Source organism: Agrobacterium sp. K11, from assembly GCF_059429395.1.
The window spans coordinates 323495-341879 of the sequence record NZ_JCAHRB010000001.1 but is presented as its reverse complement, the minus strand read 5'-3'; the positions used below and the strand labels follow the sequence as shown (position 1 = coordinate 341879).

The 18385-nt window shown below is 59.7% G+C and carries 20 protein-coding genes; 15 read left to right on the top strand and 5 right to left on the bottom strand.

Annotated elements, in window-relative coordinates; genetic code table 11:
* Positions 1-167: 167 nt before the first annotated feature.
* The 7 genes from AC5SEO_RS01650 to AC5SEO_RS01620 all read left to right on the top strand — a co-directional run bounded on the left by AC5SEO_RS01650 (position 168) and on the right by AC5SEO_RS01620 (position 5501).
* Complete coding sequence (locus AC5SEO_RS01650) at positions 168-1001, top strand: SDR family oxidoreductase (RefSeq protein ID WP_019564858.1); 834 nt, start codon at positions 168-170, stop codon at positions 999-1001.
* 17 nt (positions 1002-1018) lie between these two features.
* Positions 1019-1216 (top strand): twin transmembrane helix small protein, encoded by a 198-nt coding sequence (locus AC5SEO_RS01645; RefSeq protein ID WP_003497428.1) that lies wholly within the window; start codon positions 1019-1021, stop codon positions 1214-1216.
* A 1-nt stretch (position 1217) separates the two neighbouring features.
* Positions 1218-1811, top strand: a complete 594-nt coding sequence (locus tag AC5SEO_RS01640) for a cob(I)yrinic acid a,c-diamide adenosyltransferase (protein WP_065662481.1) — start codon at positions 1218-1220, stop codon at positions 1809-1811.
* 32 nt (positions 1812-1843) lie between these two features.
* Entirely contained in the window at positions 1844-2617 is a 774-nt protein-coding gene (locus AC5SEO_RS01635; RefSeq protein ID WP_003511318.1) for a rhomboid family intramembrane serine protease, read from the top strand.
* A 183-nt stretch (positions 2618-2800) separates the two neighbouring features.
* Positions 2801-3547, top strand: coding sequence for an electron transfer flavoprotein subunit beta/FixA family protein (locus AC5SEO_RS01630; RefSeq protein ID WP_013761780.1), 747 nt, complete (start codon positions 2801-2803; stop codon positions 3545-3547).
* A 25-nt stretch (positions 3548-3572) separates the two neighbouring features.
* Positions 3573-4502 (top strand): electron transfer flavoprotein subunit alpha/FixB family protein, encoded by a 930-nt coding sequence (locus tag AC5SEO_RS01625; protein WP_076845483.1) that lies wholly within the window; start codon positions 3573-3575, stop codon positions 4500-4502.
* A 117-nt stretch (positions 4503-4619) separates the two neighbouring features.
* Positions 4620-5501: a 3-hydroxybutyryl-CoA dehydrogenase gene (locus AC5SEO_RS01620; RefSeq protein WP_013761782.1), complete on the top strand. Its 882-nt coding sequence runs from the start codon at positions 4620-4622 to the stop codon at positions 5499-5501.
* A 67-nt stretch (positions 5502-5568) separates the two neighbouring features.
* On the opposite strand, the gene tlpA is transcribed toward AC5SEO_RS01620, so the two are convergent.
* Positions 5569-6237, bottom strand: a complete 669-nt coding sequence (gene tlpA / locus AC5SEO_RS01615; RefSeq protein ID WP_003511324.1) for a thiol:disulfide interchange protein TlpA — start codon at positions 6235-6237, stop codon at positions 5569-5571.
* A 24-nt stretch (positions 6238-6261) separates the two neighbouring features.
* Here tlpA and argH point away from each other — a divergent pair, with 24 nt between their 5' ends.
* The 4 genes from argH (at position 6262) to AC5SEO_RS01595 (ending at position 12206) form a co-directional block, all read left to right on the top strand.
* Positions 6262-7662, top strand: coding sequence for an argininosuccinate lyase (gene argH / locus AC5SEO_RS01610; RefSeq protein WP_025595424.1), 1401 nt, complete (start codon positions 6262-6264; stop codon positions 7660-7662).
* Between the two features lie 195 nt (positions 7663-7857).
* The gene (lptM, locus tag AC5SEO_RS01605; RefSeq protein WP_003511326.1) at positions 7858-8061 is read left to right on the top strand and encodes an LPS translocon maturation chaperone LptM; all 204 of its coding nucleotides are present in this window, start codon (positions 7858-7860) and stop codon (positions 8059-8061) included.
* Between the two features lie 13 nt (positions 8062-8074).
* A complete protein-coding gene (gene lysA / locus AC5SEO_RS01600; protein WP_097099952.1) occupies positions 8075-9343 on the top strand; it encodes a diaminopimelate decarboxylase in 1269 nt (422 codons plus the stop codon).
* Positions 9344-9521: 178 nt separating this feature from the next.
* Positions 9522-12206, top strand: a complete 2685-nt coding sequence (locus AC5SEO_RS01595) for a TIGR02302 family protein (protein WP_495363702.1) — start codon at positions 9522-9524, stop codon at positions 12204-12206.
* Between the two features lie 192 nt (positions 12207-12398).
* Here AC5SEO_RS01595 and AC5SEO_RS01590 read toward each other — a convergent pair whose 3' ends face one another.
* The 3 genes from AC5SEO_RS01590 to AC5SEO_RS01580 all read right to left on the bottom strand — a co-directional run bounded on the left by AC5SEO_RS01590 (position 12399) and on the right by AC5SEO_RS01580 (position 14182).
* Entirely contained in the window at positions 12399-12758 is a 360-nt protein-coding gene (locus tag AC5SEO_RS01590; protein WP_003511329.1) for a response regulator, read from the bottom strand.
* A 142-nt stretch (positions 12759-12900) separates the two neighbouring features.
* Entirely contained in the window at positions 12901-13443 is a 543-nt protein-coding gene (hpt, locus tag AC5SEO_RS01585) for a hypoxanthine phosphoribosyltransferase (RefSeq protein WP_003511330.1), read from the bottom strand.
* 70 nt (positions 13444-13513) lie between these two features.
* Positions 13514-14182, bottom strand: coding sequence for a hypothetical protein (locus tag AC5SEO_RS01580; protein ID WP_035199624.1), 669 nt, complete (start codon positions 14180-14182; stop codon positions 13514-13516).
* 199 nt (positions 14183-14381) lie between these two features.
* On the opposite strand from AC5SEO_RS01580, the gene ftsE reads away from it, so the two are divergent.
* From ftsE to AC5SEO_RS01560, 4 genes are all read left to right on the top strand, one after another.
* Positions 14382-15041, top strand: coding sequence for a cell division ATP-binding protein FtsE (ftsE, locus tag AC5SEO_RS01575; protein ID WP_003511334.1), 660 nt, complete (start codon positions 14382-14384; stop codon positions 15039-15041).
* Positions 15034-16041, top strand: a complete 1008-nt coding sequence (locus AC5SEO_RS01570) for a cell division protein FtsX (RefSeq protein ID WP_003511335.1) — start codon at positions 15034-15036, stop codon at positions 16039-16041. The genes ftsE and AC5SEO_RS01570 overlap by 8 nt, the downstream gene beginning before the upstream one ends.
* A gap of 113 nt (positions 16042-16154) precedes the next feature.
* Entirely contained in the window at positions 16155-16892 is a 738-nt protein-coding gene (locus AC5SEO_RS01565; RefSeq protein ID WP_174068900.1) for a YdcF family protein, read from the top strand.
* 123 nt (positions 16893-17015) lie between these two features.
* Positions 17016-17813, top strand: coding sequence for a lysophospholipid acyltransferase family protein (locus AC5SEO_RS01560; protein WP_025595414.1), 798 nt, complete (start codon positions 17016-17018; stop codon positions 17811-17813).
* Here AC5SEO_RS01560 and AC5SEO_RS01555 read toward each other — a convergent pair.
* Positions 17810-18337, bottom strand: coding sequence for a gamma-glutamylcyclotransferase (locus AC5SEO_RS01555; protein ID WP_013761788.1), 528 nt, complete (start codon positions 18335-18337; stop codon positions 17810-17812). The genes AC5SEO_RS01560 and AC5SEO_RS01555 overlap by 4 nt on opposite strands.
* Positions 18338-18385 lie beyond the last annotated feature (48 nt).

Sequence of the window (18385 nt, the reverse complement as noted above, 5' to 3'; positions counted from 1 at the left end):
CGGCATTTCATTTGTAACTTCGCCCCGAATATGGGAAGTCAGCTCTACTTTGTACAGCGCACAAGCCCGCCTTTCGGTTCCCGCAGGCATACAGATTTTGCGCAATACAATTTTCACAGGCCGGACCATCGGGCCAGCGCAACATTCGGCTTTCCGGAGCGGCATAGATGCCTGAAAAACCCGTCATCATAATTACCGGATGTTCCTCGGGCATCGGAGCCCATTGTGCCGGCGCGCTTCACCGCGACGGCTGGAGGGTGTTTGCCACCGTGCGTCGCATCGTCGATATGGCCGCGCTCGAAAATCAGGGCATAGAAACCCTGATCATGGACTATACCAAGCCCGAAACCATCGCGGCTCTCGTGGATACGGTTGCGGCCAGAACCGGAGGCCGCATCGATGCGCTGTTCAACAACGGCGCCTATGGACAGCCGGGTGCTGTGGAGGATCTGCCGGTGGAAGCACTGCGGCAGCAATTCGAAACCAACGTCTTCGGCTGGCACGATCTGACGCGGCGAGTCATTCCCTTCATGCGCCAGCGCGGTTCAGGGCGCATCGTGCATTGCTCCTCCATTCTCGGCCTCGTTCCCTATCGTTATCGCGGCGCCTATACCGCATCGAAATTCGCCATCGAGGGCCTTGGCGTCACGCTGCGCATGGAACTTCAGGACAGCGGCATCCATGTGAGCCTGATCGAACCGGGGCCGATCACGTCGAAATTCACCACGACGGCGCTTGCCCACGTCAGGGACAAGATCGATCTGGAAAACTCGGCCCATGCTGTGGAATACAAGCGTCAGTTGGCGCGGATGGATGGGTCCGGCCCGGTCAACCGCCACAAGCTTGGCCCCGATGCCGTTTACGCCGTGCTGAAACACGCCCTGACCGCCGCAAAGCCAAAACCGCATTATCCCGTCACCGTTCCCGCCAAACAGGGGCTGTTGCTGAAACGGCTCTTGCCTGCCGGACTGTTCTATCGTCTGCTGCGCAGATTCGATTGAGGAGGAGTACCCCCTAAATGTCCGGCTTCACCACTGTTCTGGCCCTTATCGTCATGGGCCTCGTTGTCATCGTGCTGATACGAGGCCTTTTCAACATGCTGAAGGGCCAAGACGCCAACCGTTCCAACAAGTTGATGCAGCTTCGCCTCCTGTTGCAGGCCATCGCCATCGTGCTCATCATGCTGACCCTTTGGCTCACCGGCGGCGGACGCTGACATGGTGAAACTGAACAAGATCTACACCCGCACCGGCGACAAGGGCACGACGGCGCTGGTGTCCGGTCCCCGCCGCCTGAAGCACGATCTTCGCGTCGAGGCCTATGGCACGGTGGACGAAACGAATTCGGCGATCGGCGTGGCGCGGCTGCATACCGCCAATACTGATATTGCCAGCATGGAAAAGCTGGATGCCATGCTGTTCCGCATCCAGAACGACATGTTCGACCTCGGCGCGGATCTCGCGACCCCGGAAACCGGCGAGCCGCCGGCCTACGAACCGCTGCGCATTGTCGAGAGCCAGGTCACGCGGCTGGAAAACGAAATCGACGACCTCAACTCCGCAATTGACCCTCTGACCTCCTTCGTGCTGCCGGGCGGCAATGCGGCGGCGGCCAATCTGCATCTGGCGCGCACGATCTGCCGACGGGCGGAACGGCTCATGGTGGAGCTTTCGGTTGCTGAAAACGAGATCGTCAGCCCGGAAGCGCTGAAATATGTCAACCGCCTGTCCGACTTCCTGTTCGTTGCCGCCCGTTTTGCCAATGACATGGGCAAGGCTGACATATTGTGGGTTCCCGGCAAGAACCGCTAAAGCCTATCTCTCGCACAAACGAAGGGCATTCGATGTTCATACCGCTGCACGATGCGAATTCCCTCAAACATATCCGGCTGCAATATGTCACGATCGGCCTGATCGTGGTCAACGTGCTGGTATGGCTATTTACCGGCGTGCTTGCCAGTGACGTCCAGGCCAATGCCGCAGCGCTCGGCCTCGGTTTCATCCCGGCTGTGGTGTTCGATTACGCTTACCTGGAGCCGGCCTTACAGGTGGTGCCGGATGACCTGACCGTCGTCACCTATGCGTTCCTGCATCTGGATTTCTGGCACATGGCAGGCAATATGCTGTTTCTGTGGGTCTTCGGCGACAACGTCGAGGACGCGCTCGGCCACTTCCGTTTCCTTATCTTTTACATCGCCTGCGCCATAGCCGGCGCGCTGTTGCACGGCTTTGTCGCACCCATGTCGGAAGGGCCGCTTATCGGTGCATCAGGCGCTGTTTCTGGCGTCGTCGCGGCCTATTTTCTCCTGCATCCCAAGGTGCGCGTCTGGGTTCTGGTGTTCATGCGCATTCCGTTGCCCTTGCCTGCCTTCATTCCGCTGGCGTTATGGATCGGACAGCAATTTCTGATGCTGGCACTTGGCCTTGAGGAAAATGTTTCCTGGGGAGCACATGTGGGCGGCATATTGGCCGGGGCTGTGATGGTAATTTTCATGCGCCGGCCGGACGTTCCCCTGTTCGACCGCACGATTGTTCCGCCAAGGGCGGCGCAGTTCAAGAATCCGTCGCAAACGGCGGGGTTGTCGCAAATCGAACGGGGCTATGACGGGAGCAGATGAGCCGTTGACGAAGAGATAAATTATTTACGTTAACGTCAACGTAAGGTATGCCTTGCGTGCATGTGATAATGAACATTGCTCCGTTGTATTTGCGGGAAAAATGCTTATCCATGTCGCCAACCTGTTTTTGGAGGTCCGCGCGGTCTTGTCGCCTCGCGGACAGGAGTTTGAGGAAAACCGCCGATGAAGATCCTTGTCCCTGTCAAACGAGTTGTTGATTACAACGTCAAGATCCGCGTGAAGTCGGATGGTTCGGGCGTTGAACTCGCGAATGTTAAGATGTCGATGAACCCGTTCGACGAAATCTCGGTGGAAGAGGCTCTGCGGCTGAAAGAAGCCGGCAAGGCCGAAGAAGTCGTGGTCGTGTCGATCGGCCCTGCCAAGGCGGAAGAGACGCTGCGCACGGCGCTCGCCATGGGTGCCGACCGCGCCATCCTGATCGAGACCGACGAGACGGTCGAACCGCTAGCCGTCGCCAAGCTTTTGAAGGGCGTGGCGGAAGCCGAGCAGCCCGGCCTCGTCATCGTCGGCAAGCAGGCGATCGACGACGACAGTAACCAGACCGGTCAGATGCTGGCCGCCCTTCTCGGCTGGGGCCAGGGCACCTTCGCCTCCAAGGTCGTACCGTCTGATGGCAAGGTCGCTGTGACGCGTGAAGTCGATGGCGGCCTGCAGACGGTCGAACTGAAACTTCCCGCTGTCGTGACCACCGATCTTCGTCTGAACGAGCCGCGTTACGCCTCGCTGCCGAACATCATGAAGGCAAAGAAGAAGCCACTCGACAAGAAGACCCCGGCCGATTTCGGCGTCGATGTCACGCCGCGTCTGAAGGTGTTGAAGACCGAGGAGCCCGCAGGCCGCAAGGCCGGCATCAGGGTCGGCTCGGTGGCTGAGCTGGTCGAAAAGCTCAAAGCCGACGGCGTCCTCTAAGGTTTCGGAAAAGGGAGATTACATTATGGCCATTCTTCTTCTGGCAGAACACGACAACGCAACCCTTTCCGACCTGACGGCGAAGACGCTGACGGCGGCAACGCAGATTGGCGGCGACGTCCACGTGCTCGTTGCCGGCTCCGGTGCGAAGGGTGCCGCCGACGCGGCGGCGAAACTGTCCGGCGTTGCCAAGGTACTGCTTGCCGACGACGCAACCTATGCCAACGCGCTTGCCGAGCCGCTGGCGGCGCTGATCGTCTCGCTCAGCCCTTCCTATGACGTCATCATCGCACCGGCGACCGCTTCGGCCAAGAATGTCGCCCCGCGCGTCGCAGCCCTTCTCGATGTGGCCCAGGTCTCGGAAATCATCGAGGTCGTCAGCCCGGATACTTTCAAACGTCCGATCTATGCCGGCAACGCCATCCAGACGGTGCAGGCAAGCGACGCCAAGAAGGTCATCACCGTGCGCCCCACCGCGTTTGCGGCAGCCGCTGAAGGCGGTTCGGCACCGGTGGAAACCATCGGCGCTGCCGAGAACCCCGGCGTTTCTGTCTTTGTGTCCGACGCGCTCGCCTCTTCCGATCGTCCGGAACTGACCTCTGCGAAGATCATCATCTCGGGCGGTCGCGCACTCGGCTCCTCGGAAAAGTTCCGCGAAGTGATCCTGCCGGTTGCCGACAAGCTCGGTGCAGCCGTCGGCGCATCGCGCGCAGCCGTCGATGCGGGTTATGCACCGAACGACTGGCAGGTCGGTCAGACCGGCAAGGTCGTGGCACCGCAGCTTTACATCGCTGCCGGCATTTCGGGCGCCATCCAGCATCTGGCCGGCATGAAGGACTCGAAGGTCATCGTAGCCATCAACAAGGACGAGGAAGCGCCGATCTTCCAGGTTGCCGATTACGGCCTCGTCGCAGACCTGTTCGAGGCTCTGCCGGAACTCCAGAAGGCTCTGTGATTTTAAGCCTTTAGCCAAAGGCGGCGCGTTTTTTGAACGCGCCGCCTTCTCTTTTTCGGCGATATGCGTAACATCGCCGCAAATGACGCAGATGAAATCCCATGAGGAGACCAGCATATGACCGCCCCCTTTAAAAACATCGGTATCATCGGAGCCGGTCAAATGGGTTGCGGCATCGCGCATGTTTCCGCCTTGGCCGGTTACAAGGTGCACATTTACGATCTTTCCAAGGACGGAATCGAAGCCGGCCTTGCCACGATCAACGGCAATCTTGCCCGTCAGGTCACCAACGGCAAGCTCTCCGACGACGCCCGCAAAGATGCACTCGCGCTCATCAGCGGTTCGACTGACGTCAACGATCTGGCGCCCATGGATCTGGTCATTGAGGCTGCTACCGAAAACGAGGAAATCAAACGCAAGATCTATGCGCAGATCTGCCCGGTACTGAAGCCCGAAGCGCTTTTGGCCACCAACACATCTTCCCTCTCCATCACCCGCCTTGCGTCCGCCACCGATCGTCCCGAACAGTTCATGGGCATCCACTTCATGAACCCGGTGCCCGTGATGAAGCTGGTGGAGCTGGTGCGCGGTATCGCCACCAACGAAAAGACCTTCGATGCGGCGAAGGACTATGTGCGGACGCTGGAAAAGGCGATCACCGTCGCCGAGGATTTCCCCGCCTTCATCGTCAACCGCATCCTGCTGCCGATGATCAACGAGGCGATCTACACGCTCTATGAGGGCGTCGGTTCGGTGGAAGCAATCGACACCGCCATGCGGCTCGGCGCCAACCATCCGATGGGACCGTTGCAGCTTGCCGACTTCATCGGTCTCGACACCTGTTTGTCGATCATGCAGGTGCTGCATGACGGGCTGGCCGACAGCAAATACCGCCCCTGCCCGCTGCTGGTGAAATATGTCGAGGCCGGCTGGCTCGGCCGCAAATCTGGTCGCGGTTTTTACGATTACCGTGGCGAGACACCTGTTCCGACGCGCTAAGGCGCAAGAGATATTCCTCGGATATCATTCGAGGTGACGGGAGGAAAATCCCTCCCGCACTGGACAATTATTTAGCCTTCACTGCCGATACCAACGCCTTGGCATCTTCGCTGTCCCAGGCTGCCGGACCGTTCATGGCGGCAATCAGGCAGCCTTTTTCGTCCAGAAGAAGCGTGGCGGGAAGGCCGAAAGCCAGCCCTTCCTTTTTCAGAACATTGAAGACGCCCATGGAGCTGTCGCGGTAAAGTTTCAGCGCGTCGATCTTGTATTCGTCAATGAAGGCTTTCGGTTTTTCGTCCGCGCCGGTGTCGATATTGACCGCAACAACCTCAAAGCCATCGCTGCCCTTTTCCTTCTCCAGTGCGTTTAGCGCAGGCATTTCCTCCCGGCATGGCACGCACCAGGTGGCCCACAGATTGAGGAGAACCGCCTTGCCCTTGAGATCGGCAAGCGACATGTCCGACCCTTGCGGACCCTTGAAAGACAGCGGGATGACGCGCGGCGTATCCGTGGCCGACATGGCCGCCACCTGGCCCTTCAGGAGGGGTTTCAGCGAGGCGATGCGGTTTGCCGCACCTTCACATAAACCGGCCTCGGCAACCGCTGCCCCTTGAACCGGGCTCTCAGACCCAATATGCCTGAACCAGACCGCACCCGCGCCGAACACGACACCGGCAACGGCAGCAATTGCAACCAATCTGGCGGAAGGAAGCCTGAACGGCCTTTTTTCTGTCATCGAATACTCCAGGGCACGCAGAACATGGCTGACGGCACAGATCAGAAATCCTCCAACCAGATGTGGGGCGGACGTTTCGCTTCCGGGCCATCAGCCATCATGGAAGAGATAAATGCCTCCATCGGCTTCGACAAGAAGCTTTATGCCCAGGACATCCGCGGCTCTATAGCGCATGCCACCATGCTGGCGGAAAAAGGCATTATTTCGCAGGAAGATAAAGACAAGATCGTTCACGGCCTGAACACGATCCTGTCAGAAATCGAGGCTGGCAGCTTCGAATTCTCGCGCAAGCTCGAAGACATTCACATGAACATCGAGGCGCGACTTGCCACCCTCATCGGCACGGCGGCAGGGCGCCTGCACACCGCCCGCTCGCGCAACGACCAGGTGGCGCTCGATTTCCGCCTCTGGGTCAAGGAAGAGCTGCAGAAGACGGAAGGCATGCTGACCGCGCTCATCGCCGCCTTCCTCGACCGCGCCGAGGAAAATGCCGATACGGTCATGCCCGGCTTCACCCATCTGCAGACGGCCCAGCCCGTCACCTTCGGCCATCATTGCATGGCCTATGTGGAAATGTTCGGCCGTGACCGCGCCCGCGTGCGTCACGCGATCGAACATCTGGATGAAAGCCCGATCGGTGCAGCAGCGCTGGCCGGCACCGGTTATCCTATCGACCGCCACATGACGGCTAAGGCGCTCGGCTTCCGCGAGCCGACCCGCAACTCCATCGACACCGTTTCCGACCGCGATTTCGCACTGGAGTTCCTGTCGATCGCCTCAATCTGCGCCACGCACCTGTCGCGCCTCGCCGAAGAAATCGTCATCTGGTCGACGCCGCAATTCGGCTTCATCCGCCTGTCAGATGCCTTTTCCACCGGCTCGTCGATCATGCCGCAGAAGAAGAACCCCGACGCCGCCGAACTGGTGCGCGCCAAGACCGGCCGCATCAACGGCTCGCTGGTGGCGCTTCTGACTGTGATGAAGGGCCTGCCACTCGCCTATTCCAAGGACATGCAGGAAGACAAGGAACAGGTTTTCGATGCCGCCGAAAGCCTGGAACTGGCCATCGCCGCCATGACCGGCATGATCCGCGACCTTGAGGTGCGCAAGGACCGCATGCGTGCGGCCGCCGGTTCGGGCTATTCCACCGCCACCGATCTTGCTGACTGGCTGGTGCGCGAGGCAGGCCTGCCCTTCCGCGACGCCCACCATGTGACCGGAAATGCGGTGGCACTGGCGGAAAAGAAAGGCTGCGATCTGGCCGATCTTTCGCTGGAAGACCTGCAGGCGATCCATCCGGCCATTACAAGCGGCGTTTTCGACGTTCTTTCAGTCGAGGCATCAGTTGCCAGCCGCACCAGCTTCGGCGGCACGGCTCCTTCCGAGGTCAAGAAGCAGATCGCCTGGTGGCGTGGACGCAACTAACGCATCGGACCGAAAAGTGTGAAGCGGTTTTCGGAAAATCCGATGCGCAGACAAATTAAAATGGGCGGCGGAAACGATTCTATTTTTCTCCGCCGCCCTCATAAATCTGCGTTACGCTGCGATCACAAGAAACAGGGTGCACAAGCGCCCTGTTTTTCGTTATCAGAGAAGCACATATTTCCTTTGGACAGGCTCATGCTTTCAAAAACCGCGCGCAATCTCATCGTTCCCATCGGCATGACGCTCGCCGTCAGTCTTGCTCTCAGTGCCTGCGGGCGAAAAGGCGATATCGATCCGCCGAGCACGCCGGTCGAAATGCGCAACAAGCGCAATGCCGACGGAACCGAGACGAAGCCGGCAACGGCGGAGCGGCCGTTCATCCTCGACAAGCTTCTCTGACGGGAAAAAGCCTGTGAACCATTTTGGCTATATCGACGGCGTGCTTCACGCCGAAAACGTGCCCGTGCCTGAGATCGCCAAGGCTGTCGGCACGCCGTTCTATGTCTATTCGACCGCGACGCTGGAGCGCCACTACAAGGTGTTCTCAGGCGCTTTCGCCGATGTGGACGCCATGGTCTGTTACGCCATGAAGGCCAATTCCAACCAGGCCGTTCTGAAGACGCTGGCAAAGCTTGGCGCGGGTATCGACGTGGTATCCGGCGGCGAATTGCGCCGCGCGCTTGGCGCCGGTGTACCGGCAAACCGCATCATGTTCTCCGGCGTCGGCAAGACGGTGGCGGAAATGGATTACGCGCTGGAAGCCGGCATCTACTGCTTCAACATCGAATCCGAGCCGGAGCTTGAGGTCCTCAACCTGCGCGCCGTCAAAGCCGGAAAAAGGGCGCATGTGTCCTTCCGCATCAATCCGGATGTGGATGCGCGCACTCATGCCAAGATTTCCACCGGCAAAAAAGAGAACAAGTTCGGCATTTCCTATGAGCGGGCGCGTGCGGTCTATGCCCATGCCGCCACGCTGCCCGGCATCGAAGTCACCGGCATCGACATGCATATCGGCAGCCAGATCACAGAATTGCAGCCCTTCGAGGATGCGTTCCGCTTGCTGCGCGAACTGGTGGAATCCCTGCGCGCGGATGGGCACACGATCAGCCACGTCGATATCGGCGGCGGCCTCGGCATTCCCTACCGCGAGGACAATAATCCGCCGCCGCTGCCGGATGCCTATGCGCATATCGTCAAGAACGAGCTGAAGAGCCTCAACTGCAAGATCATCACCGAACCGGGACGCCTGATCGTCGGCAATGCCGGCATTCTGGTGACGGAAGTGATCTATGTGAAGGATGGCGGCGAAAAGAACTTCGTGATTGTCGATGGCGCGATGAACGACCTCATCCGCCCGACGCTTTACGAGGCCTATCACGGCATCCGCCCGGTCGTGCAGCCCGCGGTGGACGCCCCTCGCATCAAGGCCGATATCGTTGGCCCCGTCTGCGAAACGGGTGACTATTTGGCGCTGGACCGCGAGATGGCCGCACCGCAGCCGGGTGATCTGATTGCCGTCAGCTCCGCCGGTGCTTACGGCGCCGTGCAGGCAGGCACCTATAATTCGCGCCTGCTGGTGCCGGAAGTGCTGGTAAAGGGTGACAAGTTCCACGTCATCCGCCCGCGCGGAACCTATGAGGAGCTGATCGCTCTCGATTCAGTACCCGCCTGGCTCGATTGATCCGCCATATATCCGGCTTGGTCGATCACAATTGAGCGAAGCTGCCTAAAAAATGGGGGTGAGCATCCGCTTGCCCTCGTCTTCGCCACAAAGAATGTTATCCTTGCTTCTCATAATACAAGCAGCTCGCCGTTCCGGGAATGGCGTTTGACGTGGCCAGAACCGGGAGAACGGATTGATGACCACAGCCGGAGAGGACAGGACAGGCAGAAAGCGCCCAACCGGCGCATTCGCGCAGCGGCCGGATCTTGCCCGCCGGGTTGCGGCTAAACGCTTCTTCGCAAAAATCGTGTTGTTTTCGGAAAGAGTAGCACCGAAGACGCTGTGGCCGCTTTCCATCGCCGCCGCGTTTCTGGCGCTCGCATGGTTCGGCCTCTACCGGCAAATGCCTGACTTCGTACGGCTGGGCATCGTTTTCCTGCTGGTTTTTGGTTTCATCAGCACCATCCTGCCAATCGTCCGGCTGAAATGGCCGACAGACAACGACGCGTCCCGCCTTCTGGAAGAACGCAATGGTCTCGCTCACCAGCCAGTCGGCGTGCAGGAAGACGAACCGGCGTTGGACACCCCCATTTCCCGCGCCTTGTGGAAAGAACACCAGATCCGTATGGCGGAACGCATCGCCGCGCTGAACGCCGGCCTGCCGAAGCCCGATATCGCCCGTTACGACCGCTCGGCACTACGCGCCATTCCCGCCCTTTTTCTAGTTGTCGCCTTCGGTTTTTCCTATTCCAATGGTGCAGGCACGATTGCAGATGCCTTCCGTAGCCGGCCGGCAGCCGGTCCGCTCAATCCCGATATCCGTCTCGACGCCTGGGTCACGCCGCCCGCCTATACCGGCCGCGCCCCGATTTTTCTGACAGGGCGCGATGCGACTGGCCACGACGCGGTGTCCGTGCCGCAATCCTCCAAACTGACGATCCGCATGACCGGTGGCGATGGCGGCGAGGAAGTGACCTTCGAGCCTGAGACCGCCGGCGCCCTGCAGAAGCTTGCCCCCGAAGCGGCGCACGCCGACAGCGCAAGTGGCGATGTGGCCGCACAGACAGAAAAACGCCCGCCGGATCAACCTGTCACGCCGCGCACCTTTGCCATGGATGTGACCGAAAGCGGCATGATCACCGCCAATGGCGAACAATGGGTGTTCAACGTCATTCCTGACCAGCCACCGAGCATCGGCTTCGACAACATGCCGCGCCGCGCCGTCAATGGTGCGCTGGAGGTGGGTTTCACCGCCAAGGACGACTATGGCATCAAGGAAGCCCACGCCATCATAGAGCCGCTTGGCGTTGCGGAGGGTGCAACAGCACTTTACCCGCCGCCGGAATTCAAGCTCGACCTGCCGCGGCAGAACAACCGCGAGATCAAGGGGCTGACCAGCCGCAACCTGACCGAACATCCCATGGCAGGTAAGCGCGTGCGCATCACGCTGGTGGCAACAGACGGTGCCGGCCAGACCGGCCGCAGCCCCGCGCATGAAATGGTGCTGCCGGGCCGCAATTTCTCTGAACCGCTGGCGGCTTCGGTTGCCGAACAGCGGCAGATATTCTCACTCGACACGCGCCAGATGCCAAAGGCGATCGCCTATAACGAGGCGGTTGGTCTGCGTCCGGAAGAAACCATTCCCAACACCACGCACTATCTCCTGCTGCAATCGGCGCAGACCCGCATGCGGCTCGCCTATAATGAGGAGATGCTGAAGAACACCGCCGATTATCTCTGGGAGATTGCGCTCGGCATCGAGGATGGTGATCTTTCGCAGGCGGAAAAACGCCTGCGTGATGCGCAGACAGCGCTTTCCGAGGCGCTTCAGCGCAATGCCTCCGATGAGGAAGTCGCCAAGCTGATGCAGGAACTGCGTGAGGCGATGCAGCAGTTCATGAGCGAGCTTGCACAGCGCATGCAGAATGCGCCGCAAGCCAACATGAACCAGCAGGCACAAAACGTCTTGCGGCAGCGCGATCTCGAAAACATGATGAACCAGATCGAAAACCTCGCGCGCTCCGGCAACCGTGACGCAGCACAGGAAATGCTCTCGCAGCTGCAACGCATGATGAACAACCTGCAGGCGGGACGGCCGCAACGTCAGGGCCAGCAGGGGCAGCAGCAAAGCAGCAAGATGCGCCAGCAGATCGACAAGCTGGGTGAAATTCTGCAACAGCAGCAGAAGCTGATGGACGAGACCTTCAAGCTCGATCAGGCGCTGCGTGACCGCATGCAGCGCGGCGACCCGCAGGATGGCGGCGAAGGTCAGGACCCGCAGACGGGTGAAAACGGTGAATCACCGCAACAGGGCCAGCAGGGCGAAAACGGCCAGCAAGGCGGACAACCGAGCGAGCAGATGACCGCCGAACAATTGCGCGAGGCGCTGAAAAATCTGAGGGCGCAGCAGGACGCGCTGGGCAAGCAGCTGGGCGAATTGCAGCAAGGCCTTCGTGATCTCGGCATGGAGCCGGGCGAAAACTTCGGCAAGGCGCAGCAGGAAATGGAAGGCGCCGGCGAAGCACTCGGCAAAAGCCAGGGCGAACAGGCGGTCGAAGGTCAGGGCAATGCGCTGAACGCGCTGCGACAGGGCGCGCAGGATATGATGGGCCAGATCATGCAGGCCATGCGCCAGCAGGGACAGCAGCAAGGACAGGGGCAGGAAGGCATGGCGGGCCAAGGCGGACAGAACGGCCGCGATCCACTCGGCCGTCCGCGCAGCACAACCGGCCCCGATTTCGGCGACCAGGTGAAGGTGCCTGATGAGATCGACGTGCAGCGCGCCCGCGAAATTCTCGAGGCTATTCGCGAAAAGCTCGGCAACAACCCGCCGGGTGAAATCGAGCGGCGTTATCTGGAGCGGTTGCTGGATATACGGTGAGGATGGAGGCCGCCATTCCTAGCGATCGGGCATATTTAACCTCGCGCATTTTTGAGGAAAGGCCAGCTTATCAAACACTCAACGTCATCCTCGGCCTTGTCCCGAGCATGACGGCGGAGAGAGTTGACAACTCCACAACAAAAAAGGCGGCCCAAAAGGCCGCCCTTTCTCAAATCTCTGTAGCCTTATCGCTCAGGCCGCAAGCGCCCGCGCAACAGCTTTGCGGATATCCGGAAGCGCAAAAGGTTTTGAAACCACGTCCACGATCTTTTCTGCCAGATCATCAGCACGTTCGCGCTGTTCGGCATAACCCGTCATCAACAGGATGCGCATGGCCGGGAAGCGTTCGGCGGCGCGGTGCGCCAGCTCGATGCCATCCATGACCGGCATGCGGATATCCGAAAGAAGGAGATCGAAATTGGTTTCCTGAAGCTTCTCCAGCCCCTGCTCGCCGTCTGCCGCCTCATGGGTCTCGTGACCGTCGAGACGCAGCGCACGGGCAACGAAAGCCCGCAATGCATCCTCATCTTCGGTAATCAGAATCTTCGCCATTAATCATTGCTCCTGGGCATCATTTCCAGCCGTGAGCAACATCGCAGGCTCCTCTTTTCAAGAGGTAAACACCCAGGGTTTCGCTGGGTGAATGGTTAATGAGGCGTCTCCGGCATGTCCCATCCCGGCACGGCAGAAATCGTCAGGCGTCGCCCGTGACGACGCCTACGAAGGGCAGTTCGCGGAAGGCGTAAGCCACATCCATTCCGTAACCGACAACGAAATAATCGGGACATTCGAAACCGACATAGTCGGCCTCCAGATCTTCCTTGCGCTTGACCTTCTTGTCGAGCAGCACGGCGATGGTGACGTGACGGGCGCCGCGTTCGTAAAGCAGTTCCTTGGCGAAACGCAGCGTGCGGCCGGATTCGAGAATATCGTCGATCAGAAGAACATCGCGGTCCTTCACGTCGCTGTCGATATCCTTGACGATCTTCACCCCTTGCGAAACGGTGCCGGCACCGTAGCTCGAAAGCGTGATGAATTCGACTTCGGGGGCAAGGCCGCTGTCATGCAGCGCGCGGATGAGATCGGCCGCGAAAATGAACGATCCCTTGAGCACGGCGATGACCAGCAAATCCTTGGTCGGGCCGCTCGCTATATGCTTGGCCATGTCGCGATTGCGCTCGGCAATCTGCTCGGCGGTGTAAAGCGGCTCAATGTTTTTTCCACGGACGACGGGCATTCTTTCTCCTGTGCTGCGCCTTGCCGATTTTACCTTTCAGTAAAAATACGAAGACCACGCGTTAGCACAGTCAACGTTCGGAAGCACCCGCTTCGACGAAGGAAAGCTTGATCTCAGGCGTTTTTCCACCGGGATGGCGCAACTTTGCCGAAAATCCGTGGCTGAAACCGGGCTGCATCTGCCTGACCGGCGGTTCAATGACCATGCTGGCGACCAGTTGCCCCTTGGCAACGAAGAGGTCGGCGCGAAGTGCCGGCACCTCTTCCAGAGCGGTACCGTTGTTCTCCACAATACCGTTGATGAGCAGGACATCCATGCCGCCAGCCTCCTGCGGCGTGATGGTGACATGGGAAATGGCAAGCGGGTTTGCGGCCGCAACGACCGGCTTTTCCGGCACGACCACCGACAGGCCGCCTGAGCAGATGAAAACAAAAATGACGAGCGCCGCAACCAGCGCCGAATAGGCATCCACAGACAGGCGCGACAATTTGCGGTCCACCCAGCCGATGAACGCGTAACCAAGAGCACTGGCGGTGACGGGCGGTTTTTCCATCTGCCGGCGCATCGCGCCGCGATTATCGTTTCCGGGCTGACGGACACGGTTTTCCTTGATGGTGACAAATTCCGCGTCTACCACATCGGGGCCGGTGTGGGTTGCCCGCGCCGTCCGGCGCACTGGCGCTTCCGGCATCAGGAGGTCGAAATCGAATGCCGCTTGCCGGCGAGATGAACGGAACATAGCCATAGAATTCCTTGGGTGAGGTTTTCCGGCCCGCAAAACTGGGCATTGCAACGAATCCTGCCAAGTTTTAAATTTAATTGGTTAATGCTTCGCAAAAACGGCTCGCATGGCCACCGGAACCGGGTTAAACGGCGCATCCGGGCATCACGCGCCAGCGGTTTGCGAACCACCACGAAACGAAGAGACTGGAAGTCCGTTGATCCATTTCGAAAATGTCGGGTTGCGTTACGGCATGGGCCCCGAAATCCTGAGGGACATGACCTTCGACATTCCCAAGGGTTCGTTCCAGTTTCTGACCGGCCCTTCCGGTGCCGGCAAAACCACGTTCCTGCGCCTTCTGCTTATGTCGCTGCAGCCCACACGCGGCAATATCCGCATGTTCAACCGCGATGTGTCGCGCATTCCGCGCAGCGAGTTACCCATGCTGCGCCGCCGCGTCGGGATCGTCTTTCAGGATTTCCGGCTGCTCGATCATCTGACGACCTATGAGAATGTCGCCCTGCCGCTGCGTGTGCGCGGCAAGGAAGAAAGCGCCTACCGCAACGACGTCATCGAGCTTCTGAAATGGGTCGGGCTTGGCGAGCGCATCAATGTGCTTCCGGCCATCCTCTCCGGTGGGGAAAAGCAACGCGCCGCCATTGCCCGTGCATTGATGGACCAGCCGGAAATCTTGCTGGCCGACGAGCCGACCGGCAACGTCGACCCGCCGATGGCCAAGCGCCTTCTCAACCTCTTTCTGGAGCTCAACCGGCTGGGTACCGCTGTGGTCATCGCCACCCATGATTTTGGCCTGATGGACCAGATCGACGCACGCCGGATGATCCTCACCGAAGGGCGGCTCGACATCTATGAATGAGATCAACCGCAAACAGTTAAGACCAGAGGCGACCGCACCGAAGCGGCCGCCGATGCGTATCCGCCCGATGGCACCCATTCTGCCGCCTTCCAACATTCAGGGCAATGCGCTGATGGTGGTGATCGCCATCATGGCCTTTCTCGCCTGCCTGACGCTTGGTGCCGTTTCCATGGTGCGTGCCACCGCCGCCACCTGGCAGAGCCAGATTTCCCGCGAAATCACCATTCAGATCAAACCCGAGGACGGGCTGGACATGAATGCAGCGCTCACCAAGGCGCGTACTCTGGCGCTCACCTTCGTCGGCACGCGGGATGGCACGATCCTCGATGACGCCGCCACCGCGCGTCTTCTGGAGCCGTGGCTCGGCAGTGGCCTCGATCTTTCCGAACTGCCGGTGCCGCGCCTCGTCGTGATTACCATCGATGAAAACCACCCGCCCGATTTTCAGGCCATGCGCGATATGCTGAAAGCTGAAATTCCACAGGCGTTTCTGGATGACCACCGTACGTGGGTCGACAGGCTCGTCTCCATGGCCAGGACCACTGTCATGATCGGCGTCGGGGTTCTGATTCTCGTCTTCACCGCCATGGTGCTGACGGTGGTGTTTGCAACGCGCGGCGCGCTTTCCGGCAACCGGCACATCGTCGAGGTGCTGCATTTCGTCGGCGCCGAAAGCAGCTTCGTGGCGCGGGAATTCCAGAAGCACTTCCTGAAGATCAGCCTGAAAGGTGCGGCAGCGGGCAGCGCCCTTGCCGCGGCGGTTTTCCTTGCCGCCGGTTTCTGGCAATCGAGCACGGTTGCAACGCCGCAAAGCGATCAGGCAAGTGCGCTGTTCGGCTCCTTTTCCGTTGGCCTCAGTGGTTATATCGGCATCGCCACGACGATGATCATCATCGCGCTGCTCACCACGATCACCGCGCGTGTGACCGTCATCCGCACGATCGACGATATCGACCGCGTCCGTTCCGATCCGTCTAAAAGCGACGGTGTCGCATCGTGACGCCGTCTCCCGGATCTCGCGAGGAAACTGCACCCTTCACACGCCGGATGTAACTTGCGGACGGTGGACAAAAATGCCTGTTCCTTGCCTTAATCGGCGAGTATTCAGGAGGAATGTTTGTGAGTCGGACGGGCCATGATCAGGAGCAGACGACCACGCGACAGGCAAAAAAGGGCCTGTTGTCGCGGCGAAGTCGCCTGCGCCGTTTTATTCGCGGTCTCATCCTGCTTTGCGTCATTACTCTCGGGGCTTTTTCCGGCGGTTTTTTGTGGTTCGCAGATTCGGTCGCCTCCATGCGTCCGCCCGAAGGCGCCAAGGGCGACGCGATCATCGTTCTGACCGGCGGTTACCAGCGCATCGAACAGGCGGTCGGCCTGCTGCGGGACGGCGTTGGCAAGCGCCTTCTGATTTCCGGCGTCAATCCGGCCACCACCCGCACGCAAATCCGCAAGATGACGCAAGGCTCTTCGGACATGTTTTCCTGCTGCGTGGACATGGGCTACAAGGCCATAGACACCATCGGCAACGCCAATGAGGCGGCGAGCTGGATACGCGACCACGGTTATTCCTCCATCGTCGTCGTCACCAACAATTACCATATGCATCGCAGCCTGCATGAATTGCACAATGCCAGCCCGCAGACCCAATTCATCGCCTATCCCGTTATCAGCGCCGACCTTGCCCGCACCAACTGGTTCGCGGAGCCGGATGTGGTCCGGACCATGCTCTACGAATACATGAAATTCGTGATTGCAGCAGGACGCGACCTGACCGGGCTCGGCAAGGGCGACGGGTTGCGCAAGGCGGGCGCCGATCACCCCACGATCAAGGCGGCAACCTCTTCCCCGTGAATGGAAAGAACGGAGAGAACACGCTTGCTGCGGAGCCTTGTTTTCGTGTAGGCGTCTGGCATCGGCATCCGGCATCGAGGCGCGCCTGAGCTTCGGAACGGCTGCAACCCGGGAATTCTGTCGATGCTCAAGCTGCGCTCTTTTCTTTTCAATACGCTGTTTTATCTCAATCTGATTGTCCGCATGATCGTGCTCACGCCGATCTATTTCATCCTGCCGCGCAGAATAGCCTATGAAATCCCCAAGAACTGGGCGCGATCCAACCATTGGCTGATGAAGACCATTGTCGGCACCACCTTCGAGATCGAGGGGCTGGAAAACATTCCCGAAACCGGCTGTATCTTCGCCCCCAAACACCAGTCCTTCTGGGACACCTATGCGCTGCTGCCCAATCTTCCCGATCCGGTCTATATTCTGAAGCGCGAGCTTTTGTGGATCCCGCTGTTCGGCTGGTATGCGATGAAGCAGCGCATGATCCCGGTCAACCGCGCCGCGCGCGGCAAGGTGATGCTGAAGGTCATGGAGCGGGCGAGAGAGGAGATGGCGGCTGGCCGCGAACTCATAATCTATCCCGAAGGCACACGCCGGCCACCGGGCGCTGAGCCCGAATATCGTTATGGCATCGCACGTCTTTACCGCGACCTCAAAGTCCCCGTCATTCCGGTCGCCATGCATCCCGGCCTCTTCTGGCCACGCCGCTCGACAATGCGTTATCCCGGCCATTTCAAGGTGCGGATCTTGCCGGCCATCGAGCCGGGACTGGACCCGGACGTGTTTTTCAAGACATTGATCGAGGTGACGGAAAAGGCGAGCGACGAGTTGCTGCTGGAGACCGCGCGCAACAATCCGCACCTGCCGCTGCCACCGACCGCCGTGAAGCGTATCGCAGAACTTCAGGGGCAAGACACTCCCGCCGGCTAAACCGCGATCGTGCCGACACTGGCGGCAATGCTTTCCAGCAGCGTGTCGCGAATACCCATATCCTGCAGATGCTGCACGGTATTGAAGACGTAATCGGTATTCGGGCCGGACCGGCCCGATGCGGCAGCCACGATCGTGGCCGCTTCCGCGACACCCAGACCACCAATATACTGCTCGTGGGCGGGATCGGCCACATAGGTCACGGCACTGCCGCGCGTGCCATCGGCGAGCGCAATGGCAACGACGCGTTCCTTGTAGACATTCGTTACCAGCTCGCGCTCGCGCAGATAGGCCATGACCGGACCATGGTCCGCTCCGCGCACGCGAAAGGCAACGCCGAGGCAGGAGCCGCCGCGCTCCAGACCGAGAACAAGGCCGGGCTTCTCCTCAGTGCCGCGGTACACATTTGAACTGATGCAGAGGGAGCGTCGATAACCGTGCAGCCGCGCCTGCTGCCTTTCCTCAAAGGCAAAGCCCGGGTTCCACATCAACGAACCGTAGCCAAAGACCCAAAAATCGTCCATATCCCAAGCCAAATCGAATTTATCTGAAGTCTGTTCATCGGAGATCAA